Source organism: Aerococcus sp. UMB7834 (assembly GCF_030215145.1).
Taxonomy (GTDB): Bacteria; Bacillota; Bacilli; order Lactobacillales; family Aerococcaceae; genus Aerococcus.
The window spans coordinates 1-13005 of record NZ_JASOLI010000011.1 but is presented as its reverse complement, the minus strand read 5'-3'; the positions used below and the strand labels follow the sequence as shown (position 1 = coordinate 13005).

Sequence of the window (13005 nt, the reverse complement as noted above, 5' to 3'; positions counted from 1 at the left end):
TGAAAGTGTTAACCCTCATGCCCTGTATGGAATAGATATCATAACTGACTTTTGGAGCAGATGTTTAAAAAAGGAGCTGATGCTGTTGTCCAAGCCCCCAATTGCTGCCTTCGAGTGGGTGTTGGGGTTGGTCAACCCTCACTTGCGGGTCTCGATTGTGTGTTGTAGCTTCCTAAGCCTCATTCTGATGCCTTTAGTGTGGGTTAGAGTGTATCAATCCCCACTCGAGCATTTTCTCTGTGGGTTAGAGCTTGCCAACCCACAGTCTAGGCCTCTGAGTCCATGTTGACCTTGCTAATTTTTGATCTACTAACCGAAGTGTAGAGTTTTTTGATTTTTTAGTTAAAAAGGAAAACAAGCTAGGCCGAAGCCTAGCTTGTTGAATAATTGTATGGAAATATCTGCTATCTATAGAGAGGTCCACTTCTAACCGCGTGCCCTCACACCCTAGTCGGGTTCGCAATTGCAGACTTGAAGTGACTTCACTCAATCGGAACGATCGGCTAAAGCCGCTCTTTTCCGTTTGGTCTCCAGTCATCAGAGTCTAAACGCCAAGTCTCACACCCTCCAGTTGGGTTCGAGCGCGCAGAAGTGGCTCCTCTTCACAAAGCGCCGTCGAAGACTTTCAGTCTTCTCTGTTGCTTTGCTCCAGAGGTCCACTTCTAACCGCGCGCCCTCACACCCTTACCCACACAGATACGCTTCCAGCGGGGCAGGTGAAGTGGCCGTTGCCGTCTTCATCGATGCTGATGGTGTCTGGGCTATTGCCGAGGGCGTCCTGCCATTCTTGGCCGGCGTGGGCTTGGCCGACGTACATGTCTTTGAAGCCGTCTTCGCCGTTGGACATGAGGAGGGCTAGGCCATCGGGGTGGTCGCTATCGCCTTCGCGGGTGAAGCCGACGCAGTTGGGGTGGTCGAAGTAGTTGTTTTGCTTGCCGTAAGCTTGCTTTTGCCGGAGGTCCAGGAGTTGGTCGAGGAGCTCTTGCTTGCCGGGGATGGGATTGTCGCCGCCGATGCCGTAGTAGTCGCCGTAGAAGACGCAGGGGAGGCCGTCTTGGTGGAGGAGGATAAGGGCGTAGGCGAGGGGTTTGAACCAGTCTTGGACCCAGGATTCGAGGGATTGGCCAGGTTGGGAGTCGTGGTTATCGACGAAGGGGATGGCTAGGGTCGGGTTCTTCTGGAGCAGGGTATCGTCCAGTAGGGTGGACATGTCGTAGCCGTCAACCGATTCGGAGGCTTCCTTGAAGTTCTGGTGGAGCTTGACGTCGAAGAGGTCGATGTCGAAGCTGGTTTCGTTCATATAGTTCTCCAGGCTGGCATAGTCCCCATTCCAGTATTCCCCAATCAGGTAGAAGTCAGGGTCAGCCTCCAGGAGCTTGGCTGCCAGTTCCTCGATAAAGTCGGCATTGATGTGCTTGAGGGCGTCGAGGCGGAAGCCGTTCAGGCCGGTCTCTTGGACATACCACTTGGCCCAACTTTCCACTTCTTTGATCACGTCGGGATGACGGTAGTCGATGTCGGCGAACATGAGATAGTCGAAGTTTCCGTTCTCGCTATCCACTTCATCATTATCGGCCCAGCCCTTGTTGAGCCCCTTGATCATGAAAATTCCATTGCTGTCGGTCGCCTGGTCATAGTCCACACCGGAGAAGTGGGTCCAATTCCACTTGAAGGCACTGTAAGTGTCCCCGCGTCCAGGAAAAGTAAACTTGGTCCAACCTTCAATTTCATGGGCTTCAGAAATAATTTCCTGGCGGTTATCGGGGTTCACCTCATAGGCTTCGAAGCGCTCAGACTCATCCGCCCCGGCCTTGTGGTTGAGGACAACATCGCCTAGGACAGAGAGGCCAGCCTCTTGCAGGGCCTTGATGGCTTTAATATAGTCATCCTTGGTCCCGTACTTGGTGCGCTTGGCCCCTTTCTGGTCGAATTCGCCCAGGTCATAGAGGTCATAAACCCCGTAGCCCACATCATTGGTGCCCGTTCCCTTGGTCGCTGGGGGCAGCCAAATATGGGAAAAGCCCTTGTCAGCAAGGTGCTGGGCGTCTTTAGCCACCCGCTGCCAGTGCTTGCCATCATCCGCAAGCTCCCACTCGAAATATTGAATCATCGTTCCATTCATGGTCTTTTCTCCTTTTCTAAATCCTATTATCTGCACCTTAATTATACCCAATAGCCTTAGAAAATACTCAGAAAGCGCCTAGGGAACAGGTTTTGTTTTTAAATTCAATTGTTGGCTGCTTATAAGAAAAGTGGACCTCGATCTTTTAAGATTGCTGTCTAGAAAAAAACCAGAAGCCCTCGTTTGAAGGAACTTCTGGTTTTTCTGTTTTATTTGTCGAGTAAGCGGCGGCTCTCTTTGATCAGAGCGTCGGCGGCTTGTTCGATGTTTTCGGGGATGGTGGCCAGATTGAGGCGGATGTAGTCGCCGAAGTTGGCGCCGAACCAGTTGCCGTAGTCGACGGCTAGGCCACAGCGGTCTTGGATAAAGTTTTCCATGTCGATTTGGTCTTGGACGAAGGGGAGCTCGACGAACATGAGATAGGTCCCTTCCAGGTCGGTGACCTTGGCTTCTGGGAGTTCTTGGGCCAGGCGGTCTTTGAGGTAAGTGTAGTTGCTGTAGATGGTGGCCTTGAAGCCTTCCAACCAGTCAGCGCCACCCCGGTAGGCGGCTTCGGTCGCAATGAGCCCCATCATGCTGTTCTCAGTAAGGTTGAGCCGGTTCACCACCTGGTCGTATTGGGCCCGCAATTGGTCATCGGAAATCATGACGTGGGACTGGAGGAGGGTAGCCATGTTGAAGGTCTTAGAGGCTGCGTTGACCGCTACAATCCGGTCGCGGTACTTGCCGCCTGCCACATTGAGGGCAGGAATCTGAGGGCGGCCGCTGAAGTTGAAGTCTTGGTGGATCTCGTCAGAGACAATCAGGACACCATGCTTCTCACAGATAGCGAAAAGCTTGTCCATCTCTTCTTCGGTCCACACCCGGCCCGCTGGATTATGGGGGGAGCAGTGGATATAGAGCTTGACTTGGCCGTCGATAATGGCTTGCTCGAAGGCCGCATAGTTGATTTCAAAATGATTGTCGACGGCCTTGAGGTCACAGGTAATCAAGCGCCGGCCGGTATCCCGAGCCGCATTATGGAAGGGATAGTAGACTGGGGTCTGGATGAGGATGCTGTCGCCCGGTTGGGTATAGGCATAGACGAAGTAGTAGAGAGCTTGGACCACACCAGTGGTAAAACGAATCCAGTCCTTTTCCAAATGGAGGTCGAAATGGTCGGCCATCCAGGTGAAGAAGGCCTCGTAGTAGTCATCGCTCACAAAGGTGTAGCCGAAGACACCGTGGTCGATCTTGTCGTGGAGGGCTTGACGGACGCTATCGGGTGTCTTGAACTCCGCGTCAGCGACCCAAAGAGGGAGCAGGTTTGCATCGCCGAAGCGTTCTTCTAAGAGATCCCACTTGAGCGATTGGGTGTTTTGACGTTTAACGGCATAATTTTTGATGAATGTTTCTTTATCCATGGTATCATCCTTTCTGGTTAACACAGACAAGCGAGCAGGCGCGAGGTCTTAACTTACTAGTATTCTACCATAGATTAAGCGCTGTCTCTTATAAATCGGGTTCGACATGGACATCGACTTGTTGGATGGCGAAGGCGTCGGCTAAGACGTGTTCCACCTTTTCCGTGATGTCGTGGCCTTCCTTGACGGAGAGGGAGGGGTCGACCAGGATGGTGACGTCGATGTAGACATTGGCACCGTAACGGCGGGCGGCAATGTGGCGGACTCTGTGGATGTCGGGGATGGCGGCAATCTCTTCCTCGTAAGTCTCAATCAGGTCAACGGGGAAGCCGTCCGTCAATTGGAAGGTGGAGTCGACGAAGATATCGAAGCCGGTCTTCAGGATAATGAGGCCGATTACCAGGGCCATGACCCCGTCCAACCAAGGCAAGCCGAACTGGCTGGTGAGGGCAGTGAAGGCCGTCATGAAGGAGGTGAGGGCGTCGGTCAGATTGTCCTTGGAAGAGGCGAGGAGGGCCTGGCTCTCAAGCTGCTTGGCCAGACGCTTGTTGTAGAGGTAGACCCCCAACATGACCAGTCCCGAGACCAGGGCCACGCCGATAGTCAGGGGGTCTGGGGTCACAGGCTCATAGTGGAAGAAATTCTGCAGACTGTTCAGGGTTACTTCTAGGCCAATATAGAGAATCAGGAAGCTCATGGCCAGGGTTGCGATAGATTCCGCCTTCCAGTGGCCGTAGCGGTGGTCGCTGTCCGCTGGCTTGCGGGAGAAACGCAGGCCGATAAACATGAAGACCGCATTGATGGTATCCGATAGGTTGTTCATCCCATCCGCCGTCAGCGCACTGGACCGGAAGAAATAACCTCCTAGTAACTTGGCCGTGGCAATGATGAGATAGCTGGCGATACTGAGCCAGGTGGCCCGCTCGGCACGTTTGACTTGTTCATAAGATTGTTCGGGCATGGTGTCAACTCCTCTTAGCTTAATAGACCTAGTATAGCAAATTTTCAAGCCAGAATCCTTGAAAGGTCGGGATTTGGACCGCCTAAACTTGATCTTTACTGGAGCCTTGGAGGGACTTTTAAGGGCACAGAAGCTTGTGAAAAAATTGAAGCTGAGAAGATGAATTCGTTTTCTTGTCGTAGAGCCTGGCTGAGATCCTTGTAGACTGGGCTCAAATCCAGATACAAAAAAAGTACTCGACAAGAAAGTGCAAGCCTTTTGCCACTTGCCTGATTTTGCTCGTTTTGGGAAGATTTTGGCTTGCACAAAGATGTAAAATAATATAACATGATGTCAGATTATAGAATTGAAAGGATAGGGGGATTTATCATGTCAGAAAAAGAGTTGCGGCGGTCGATGGCGGTCTTTCCCATTGGAACGGTGATGAAACTGACCGACCTTACAGCCCGGCAGATTCGTTATTACGAAGAGAAACACCTGATTACACCTCAGCGGTCGGAAACCAATCGACGAATGTATTCGCTTAATGATGTGGACCGCTTGCTCGAGATTAAGGATTATATTGCGGAAGGGCGGAGCGTCAACTCCATCTACCAGATCTTCCACAAGCAAAAAACTGCACCGAAAAAAGAAGAAAAGCCAACCAAACAGTTAACCGACGAGGATGTCAGAGAGATTCTCTATAACGAGTTCATCAAGGCAGGCGGCTTCCGTCAAGGCGATCCGCGCCAGCGGAAAATGTAGGCTGGCAGCAAGTAGAGAGTCGGGACAACTTTCGAATAAGGCTTCGGATCGCAAGTCGGGTCGCGTCAACTTTCAAATGGGGCTGCCGTTAGCAAGTCGGGTCGCACCAACTTTCGAACGAGGCCGCCGTTAGCGAGTAGGCTTGCATCAACTCGCAAACGGGCCTCCGATTAGCAAGTTGAATTGCTCCAACTCGCAAACGAGGCCAGCATTCCCAAGTTGCCCCCGCTAGGCAAGCCGCCCTCTCCCGAACCATAATGAAAACAAGCTAGCAAGGCCTTGCTAGCTTGTTGACCCTTATTTTATGTTTTTTTACCAGGGGTTCTACCTCATCCTAATGGGCCATTATTTTATCAGAAAGGATGCGTTCTCCAATTTTCTCTAGAGGTCCACTTCTAACCGCGCTCCCTCACACCCTCAAGTCGGGTTCGACTTGGCAGCTTTCGTGTCACTTCACAAGTCCCCGCCGCAGTCTTGCAGACTGCTCTGGTGACTTGCTCCAGTGAACGAAAGCTAAACGCCATCCCTCACACCCTGTGTAGTCGGGTTCGCAAAGGCAGAAAGGGAGTGACTTCAGCAAAGTGGAACGACTGGCTAAAGCCAGCCTTATCCTCTTTGCCTCCAGTCATCCCTTTCTAATCGCCTTTGCTCACACCCTGACAATCAAGTGCCCGTGCCGGTAGGGTGTTCCGTTCTCGCGGTAGGAGAAGCTGTCGGGGTTTTGGTAGGTGCAGTGGTGGTGGATGTGGATGTTTGCTGCTGGGATGCCGCTGAGTTGGCATTGTTTGGCGACGACGGCTTGGTTGTCGATGTGCCAGCGCTGGCTGCTTTCCCGGTAAGTGATGCTGTCTTCGGCGTAAGCGAGCGCGTGGAAGGCCTGGTAGGCGTCGGCTTGGACCTCGAATTTTTCTTGGGAGAGGGCGGGGCCGATGTGGACCTGGACTTGGTCGATGGCGACTTGGGGATGGGCTTCTTTGATCTGGTCAAAAGCTTTGCGGCTGATTTCTTGGACGGTGCCCCGCCAACCGGAATGGATGGCACCAACTAAGCCTGAGCCTTCCTCGTAGAAGAGGACGGGGACGCAGTCGGCGGTCAAGACGCCTACAATGATCCCTTTGTCAAAAGTATAGAGTCCGTCGCAATCAGCGATACCGGTCTCAGCTGACCGGGCACCTCGGCCGAGGTCTTCCTGGCCTACTTGGTAACAATGGGCGCTGTGGGTCTGCTGGGGCATGACGACCTGGCCTAAGTCCAAGTCAAATTCCCCCAAGATCCGCTGGCGGTTGGCGACCACGCCGGCCTTGTCCTTGGCCTGGCGGAGAGCGAAATTGCCTTCTTCGGGCCAATCTGCCTGGCGCAGGCTGGTCAAAGCAATAATAGAACTCGGACTTGAATAGCGAAATGTTGTCATAGCTTAAGCTCCTTTTTTAGCTTAATCTTAGCCGCTAAATCTTAAAAAAACAAGTTTACGAACTAAAGGAGAAACGATGAATATTTATTTTAACCATAATTTTAATGCAGACCCGAGCCAGGAAGCTCAGACGACCAAGTTCTGGGGCCAGGTCTTGAAGCGGACCTTTAAGAATATCTGGGTCTTTGCCTGGGCTCAAGTCAAACTGCTGGCCCTGGTCTTTGTGATTCTCGGTCTCGGCCTCCACTATCTGGGCATTCCCTGGGCCTGGCTTTTGGCTCTGGTAATTGCCCTCCTCGACGCCCTGCCTGTGATCGGGTCCGGGATTGTCTTCGTCCCCTGGATCCTCTACCAGTGGCTCCTAGGAGACACGACCCTGGGCTTCTGGCTACTCGGCCTCTACCTGGTCGTGGCCCTCTTGAAGCAGGCTCTTGAACCCTTCTTCCTGGGCCGGGACTTGGCCTTGCCGGTCTGGGTGACCCTTCTCGTAACCATTATCTGTACCCTGGTCTTCAATGTCATGGGGATCGTGGTCTCTGCTCTAGTTATCCCCTTCCTCTCCGCCTACCGCCAAGTACGCCGGGACTTCCAAGACCAAAAGCGGGACCAGAATAAAGAAATCGACGCTGAATTTACCGAAATGAATGACTAAGTTAAGTAAGGATGTGATTCCATGTCAAAAGAACAAATTGCAGGTTTTCACCTGGTAGACCAATTCCAAGCACCAGACGCCAACAGCCTGACCTATGTCTATGAACATGACCAGTCGGGTGGCCGTGTGCTCTGGCTGAAGAATGAGGACCAGAACCGGGCCTTTGGAATTGGCTTTATCACCCCGCCTGAGGATTCTAGGGGGGCGGCTCATATTGTCGAACACGCCGTTCTGGCGGGGTCACGCAAGTACCCGGTCAAGGACCCCTTCATGTCCATGCTCAAGACTTCCATGAACACCTTCCTCAATGCCATGACCTTCTCCGATATGACTCTCTATCCGGTGGCTTCCATGAATGAGGAGGACTTCCACCATCTGATGGATGTTTATTTAGACGCCGTCTTCTTCCCTCGGATGTTAGAAGAGCGCCGGGTCTTCGAACAGGAGGGCTGGCACCTGGACCTGGACGAGGAAAGGGGTAAACTAGCCTACAATGGGGTGGTCTATAACGAGATGCGTGGGGTCTACTCCTCGCCCGACCGGACGGTTATCCAGGACATCGACCGTACCCTCCACCCTGGATCCACCTATGCCCATGATTCAGGCGGCTATCCTTATGACATTCCCAAGCTGACCTATGAAGACTTCTGCGCCTTCCACCAGGCCCACTACCGGCCCGACAATGCCTTGGCCTTCCTCTATGGTGACCTGGACATCGACCGCGCCCTGACCCAGATCGATGGCGACTACTTCAGTCACTTCCAAGCGGGGCAAGGTCTGTCTAGTCTTCAAACGCCTGTACCCAGTTCGGAAGACCGCCGTTATACCCTTAGTTATGACGGTGGCAAGGGCGACGACCGGTCGACTGACTCCTATTTGAGCTATAGCCTGCCTTTTGGCCAAGCGACTTCCCGAGAGGACCAATACCTGATGGGGCTTCTTGCCGATAGTCTGGTTAATGCCGAATCCAGTCCGATCCGCCAAGCTATCTTGGAAGCGGGATTAGCTGAAGATGTCTCCGTCTATGGGGGCAGCGGCTACTACCTAGATTTCACCATTATCCTGGAGCGCTTCAACGCCGACCGGGTGGATGAAGCGGTCGCCCTGATTCAAGATGTTCTCCGCCAGGTGGTTGAAGAAGGCATCAATACGGAGCTCTTGGAAGCTGTGATCAAGCGGACCGAATTCGCCTTGCGTGAGGCAGGGGGCGCCAATCGCGGAGTGACCAAGTTCATCCAGTGCATGAGTGCTTGGCGCTATGGCATCTCCTTTGACGAGTCCTTGAATTACAGCGAGAGCTTCCAAGCCTTTAGAGAGCGCTTGGGGACGGATTATTATGAGCGGCTCATCCAGGACCGCTTGCTAGGGGCAAAAGGCCAGCAGATCCTCGTCCACGAGCCTGAGCTGGGCCGCCACCAGGCCATGGACCAGGAAGTAGCTGACCGATTGGCAGACCAAGTTCAAACCATGACAACAGAGGAATTAGACCAGGTTAAGACGGCCAATGCCTCCCTCCGCAGCTACCAGCAGACCCCTGACAGCCCCGAAGCCCAGGCTAGTCTACCCCAGCTCGATTTGGCTGACGTGGACCGGGAAGTGGCTAGCATCCCTGAAGACCAGCTCACACTCGCCGGAGGTCAGACCTGTCTTTATCATGACCAGCCCGCAGCGGGTATTCGCTATGTCCACCTGGCCTTCCCGCTCGACCAAGTGGCCTTCGATGACCTAGCGACCCTCTCGGACCTCCTGATCTTCCTCGGTAGCGTCTCAACGGAATCACACACTTATGCGGACTTGGATACAGCTATCCTAACCTATGCCAATGGTTTAAACTTCCAGGTCAAGCTCTACCGGGACGTGGACCAGCCAGCTCTTTACCAGGCTAAGCTAGTCGTTTCCTTCGCTGCCCTGGGCCAAGATAGTGGCCAGGCCTTCGACCTAGTGGAAGAGATCCTAACGACCAGCCGCTTCGATGAGAAGGCCCGACTCTTGAATATCCTCCAGCGGGTTAAGGCGGACTTGGAGGACAGCCTGGAGACTAGCGGTCATAGTTCGACCCTCACCCGGCTCCAGGCCATGACAACCGAGACGGCTCGGATTGCAGAAGAGCTAGAAGGAATTGCCTATTACGATCATGTCTGTGCCCTCCTCGCTGACTTTGATGCTGTCTTCGAAGACTACAGCCAAGCCCTGACCGACCTCCAAGCCAAGTTCTGGTCTAGCCAAGACGTCACCGTCAGCCTGACCGCGGAAGCCAGTGATCAAGAAGGCCTCATCGAAGAGACCCAAGCCTTCCTGGCCAAGCTCCCAGGCCAAAAAGCCCCCAGCCAATCCCTCAATGTGCCTCTAACTGGCAGCCAACGCGAAGGCATTCGAACCAACGGCAATGTCCAATATGTGGTCCAAGGGGGCCGTATCGACCATGAGGACTTCTATTATTCGGGGGCCGTCGTTGTCCTTGCTCATCTCTTGACCAGTAGCTTCCTCCATGAACAAATTCGGGAACAAGGCGGCGCTTATGGAGCAGGCTTTATCCTGAATCCAGCTGGTGATCTTGCGGCTTACTCCTACCGCGACCCCCACCTCAGCCGCACGCTAGAAGTTTACAGCCAGATTGGGGACTTCATTCGCCAGTTGACCCTTGACCAAGCGACCATCGACCAGTTCATCATTGGTGCGATGACTAACTTCCACTTCCCTATCGTGCCCCAAGCTGTCAACGGTCTGGCCCTCCGCCGCTACTTCAAAGGCGAGACCGAGGGGCGGATTAACCGGTGTCTCCAAGAAGCGTTGGCAACTAGCTTGGATGATTTCCAGGCCTATGCGGACGTTATTGATCAAGTCTTCCAAGAAGATGCCTGGGTGGTGATCGGCAACCAGGACAAGATTGATGCCGCTGCTGATCGTTTTACAGACCGTCGTGATCTTAAATCCTACCGAAGTTAGCAATAAGTCTAAGCCATAGTCCCTAGCAAGATTTTGTTCCTGCTAGGGGCTTTTTCTTGTTTGGAGAAAAATAAGACGCTCCAAATAGTACTTATAATTTGATAACATAAATAATATATGCTTAATAAAACTAAATTTGTATTTTTTTGTCAGTCGGTCTTCAATGTGCAAAAAGCCTCAAAAAGATGAAAATTATTATAATAGGAAGAAAGAGATCAAAAATCGTAGGTTATTGCTTTAGGCTATTAATACAATAGATTAAATTAGCGCAAAAAGTATCAAAATGAACAAAATTAATGTGCAAAATAAAATACAAAAAATAAATTTAATTTCTCTTTAAAAAGCAAGTAAAAACCCTTAGATATTAAGCTTTGTTTTTAAAATTTTGACAAATTGGAAAAAGTACAAAAAATTTTCTGTTTATTATTTTATTTTTTGTGGAGTAAGATAATTGGTGACGTACGCGAATGATTTATTATGCCGGGAGGTTTTTATGCTAGGAAAAAATAATATAAAATTAAGAAGAGAGAAGATGAGTAACAAGTTCTACCGTTACTCCATCAAACGTCTAAATATAGGCGTCGCCTCTGTAGCAGTTGCTGCAGGCTTATTGTTTACCAACCAAGCCGTGAGCGTGCAAGCCGATGAAATTACTGCAGCCAGTGCTGTGGACCGGGTAGAAGCCCCAGCTGATGCAACCAGTAGCCAGCCAGAAGCGGCGCCTGTGCTTGAAGCAGCCCCAGAGGCTGAAGCTAAGCCAGCCGAAGAGCCTGCACCAGCAGCTGAAGTTCCAGCTGATCCAGAAGCAACAAAGCTGGAAGCCCCAGAAGCTGAAGCTAAGGCTCAAGCCCCAGCTGAAGCTGACTCAGCTAAAGGAAATAAAGAATCAGCAGACAAGAACTTAAACCCTGAAGTGGGTGAATTGTCAGACAACGGCAAGAAGGAAGCCCCTCAAAGCCAAGCAGGAAATTATGCGGCAGTTGAAGGGGCTGAAATTCCAGGCACTTCTGCAGAAGCAGCTCGTGAAGCTGGCCTCGACCGTTTGGCTGAAAGAATCTTGGGTGCAGCCAACCCTCAAGAAGCACTTCGAACAGAACTCAAGGACATCTACACCGACGAAGAGATCGATGGCATTGTGAAGAATGTCGATTTATCTAAAGTCAGCAACGGCCGCCAGTTTATGGAAGAAGTTTCCAAAGCCGGCGTTCAGTACGCGGGCGACAAACGCCGCACAGGCTTTGCCTTCTATGCCGCACCTGAAACCCCAAGTGAAGTGCGGGTAGGTGGAGCACCTGTTGCTTTAGGGAATGCGAATACGCCAATTACTCATCAAGCAGATGGAGTTGTTTTTGGCGGAGGAAGTACAAATGATGCTCACTATACCTTGAAAGCTGTTCCTAATCGATCTGCCAATAAGGTTGATTTTGAATTAACCTATCGTTTGGATCCTAAAGCAATAGCTCAATTAGGGGGATCGGTTCAACACCAACCTCGTTTTGGTATTGAGCTAGGAAGTGGCTTTAACTATAATCCAACAACGGGAGTTACCGCCCAGGCTAGCATTCAAGGAAACAAAGCTCGCCAGCCTCAAAATATTCAACTAAAGAGTGGAGCAGCTACTGGTTATACCGGTTTATCCATGGGGACTGACTATTCTTTAAGCAACTATGATGTTAAGAACGGTTATCCTTTAATTTTTAAATTCTCAGTTCCGGTTAAAGATTGGAATGGCAAGTTAGATTATAAGACGACAATTGGGATGTTCAACCAAGCCATGGGTTCAAATACAGGTTCAACTGACCCAGTAAATCGTCGTAATTATTTTTATGCAGATAACACCAAGCAAGGTGACTTTAACCCAGACGCTAACTTCGGTACCCGCGAAAAAGTTACCAAGTCTCCTATCAAATTCCAAACTCAGTATCGGACAACCACTGAACTCCCTATTGGTGCAGCTAAACAAGTTAGAGCCGGGGAAGAAGGGGTTACTAAACACATTAAAACAGTTCGCACTTATAAGGGCGTTGACTTAGGTGAAATTGGTACTCGTGATGAAATTGAAAAGCCAGCAGTAGATGCGGAAATCTTACTTGGTGTCGGCCTACCAGAAGGTCAAAAACTGCCAATTCAACCCCCAGTAGTGAATCCTCGCTTATCAGGCGATACAACTATCAGTGGTGTAGCTGAGCCAAACAAGGACATTACCGTAACTGTTGGAAATAAAACTTACCAAACACGTACTAATCCTCAAGGGGAATTTGAAATTCCAAATGTGCCAGCTTTAAACGAAGGCGATACAATTTCAGCTGTCGTTCGAGATGGCGATCGCACTAGTCGTCCAGGCAAGACTATCGTTCCCCGTGATGGACGTACTCCTAAGATTACAACTGAACGTGGGACTAAAGATGGCCGTCCAGGGACTAAAGTAATCGTAACGGATCCTGTAAGCGGAAGAGTTCTTAACGAAACCTTTGTTTACGATGGTCAACAAGGGCCTAAAGGTGATGCCGGTGCTAAGGGTGACAAAGGTGAACCTGGTGTAGCTGGACCAAAGGGTGAAAAGGGCGAACAAGGTGTCGCCGGCCCACAAGGTCCAAAAGGCGAGAAGGGTGAACAAGGTATCGCCGGTCCTCAGGGTCCAAAAGGCGAGAAGGGTGAACAAGGTGTTGCCGGTCCACAAGGTCCAAAAGGTGAAAAGGGCGAACAAGGTGTCGCCGGCCCACAAGGTCCAAAAGGCGAGAAGGGTGAACAAGGTATCGCCGGTCC

At 51.3% G+C, this 13005-nt stretch carries 8 protein-coding genes; 4 read left to right on the top strand and 4 right to left on the bottom strand.

Translation table 11 applies throughout. The features are described 5' to 3' along the window. Nucleotides 1-676 precede the first annotated feature (676 nt). From QP339_RS08575 to QP339_RS08565, 3 genes are all read right to left on the bottom strand, one after another. The gene (locus QP339_RS08575; RefSeq protein ID WP_284911160.1) at nucleotides 677-2122 is read right to left on the bottom strand and encodes an alpha-amylase; all 1446 of its coding nucleotides are present in this window, start codon (nucleotides 2120-2122) and stop codon (nucleotides 677-679) included. Between the two features lie 209 nt (nucleotides 2123-2331). Then, nucleotides 2332-3525 carry a MalY/PatB family protein gene (locus QP339_RS08570; RefSeq protein ID WP_284911159.1) on the bottom strand — a complete coding sequence of 398 codons (1194 nt, stop codon included), beginning with the start codon at nucleotides 3523-3525 and terminating at the stop codon, nucleotides 2332-2334. A gap of 88 nt (nucleotides 3526-3613) precedes the next feature. Then, nucleotides 3614-4486: a cation diffusion facilitator family transporter gene (locus QP339_RS08565; RefSeq protein ID WP_284911158.1), complete on the bottom strand. Its 873-nt coding sequence runs from the start codon at nucleotides 4484-4486 to the stop codon at nucleotides 3614-3616. 369 nt (nucleotides 4487-4855) lie between these two features. On the opposite strand from QP339_RS08565, the gene QP339_RS08560 reads away from it, so the two are divergent. After that, complete coding sequence (locus tag QP339_RS08560) at nucleotides 4856-5230, top strand: MerR family transcriptional regulator (RefSeq protein ID WP_070620840.1); 375 nt, start codon at nucleotides 4856-4858, stop codon at nucleotides 5228-5230. 649 nt (nucleotides 5231-5879) lie between these two features. Here QP339_RS08560 and pgeF read toward each other — a convergent pair. Further along, entirely contained in the window at nucleotides 5880-6641 is a 762-nt protein-coding gene (gene pgeF, locus QP339_RS08555; protein WP_284911157.1) for a peptidoglycan editing factor PgeF, read from the bottom strand. A gap of 76 nt (nucleotides 6642-6717) precedes the next feature. On the opposite strand from pgeF, the gene QP339_RS08550 reads away from it, so the two are divergent. The 3 genes from QP339_RS08550 to QP339_RS08540 all read left to right on the top strand — a co-directional run. After that, complete coding sequence (locus tag QP339_RS08550) at nucleotides 6718-7293, top strand: AI-2E family transporter (RefSeq protein WP_284911156.1); 576 nt, start codon at nucleotides 6718-6720, stop codon at nucleotides 7291-7293. Nucleotides 7294-7314: 21 nt separating this feature from the next. Continuing rightward, the gene (locus QP339_RS08545) at nucleotides 7315-10239 is read left to right on the top strand and encodes an insulinase family protein (protein ID WP_284911155.1); all 2925 of its coding nucleotides are present in this window, start codon (nucleotides 7315-7317) and stop codon (nucleotides 10237-10239) included. A gap of 532 nt (nucleotides 10240-10771) precedes the next feature. Continuing rightward, a partial coding sequence (locus QP339_RS08540; RefSeq protein WP_284911154.1) for a YSIRK-type signal peptide-containing protein occupies nucleotides 10772-13005 on the top strand: 2234 nt, incomplete at its 3' end.

Bases quoted from the DNA above. Each gene is read 5' to 3' on its own strand.
- QP339_RS08575 (WP_284911160.1), bottom strand. From the start codon at position 2,122: ATGAATGGAACGATGATTCAATATTTCGAGTGGGAGCTTGCGGATGAT.
- QP339_RS08570 (WP_284911159.1), bottom strand. From the start codon at position 3,525: ATGGATAAAGAAACATTCATCAAAAATTATGCCGTTAAACGTCAAAAC.
- QP339_RS08565 (WP_284911158.1), bottom strand. From the start codon at position 4,486: ATGCCCGAACAATCTTATGAACAAGTCAAACGTGCCGAGCGGGCCACC.
- QP339_RS08560 (WP_070620840.1), top strand. From the start codon at position 4,856: ATGTCAGAAAAAGAGTTGCGGCGGTCGATGGCGGTCTTTCCCATTGGA.
- pgeF (WP_284911157.1), bottom strand. From the start codon at position 6,641: ATGACAACATTTCGCTATTCAAGTCCGAGTTCTATTATTGCTTTGACC.
- QP339_RS08550 (WP_284911156.1), top strand. From the start codon at position 6,718: ATGAATATTTATTTTAACCATAATTTTAATGCAGACCCGAGCCAGGAA.
- QP339_RS08545 (WP_284911155.1), top strand. From the start codon at position 7,315: ATGTCAAAAGAACAAATTGCAGGTTTTCACCTGGTAGACCAATTCCAA.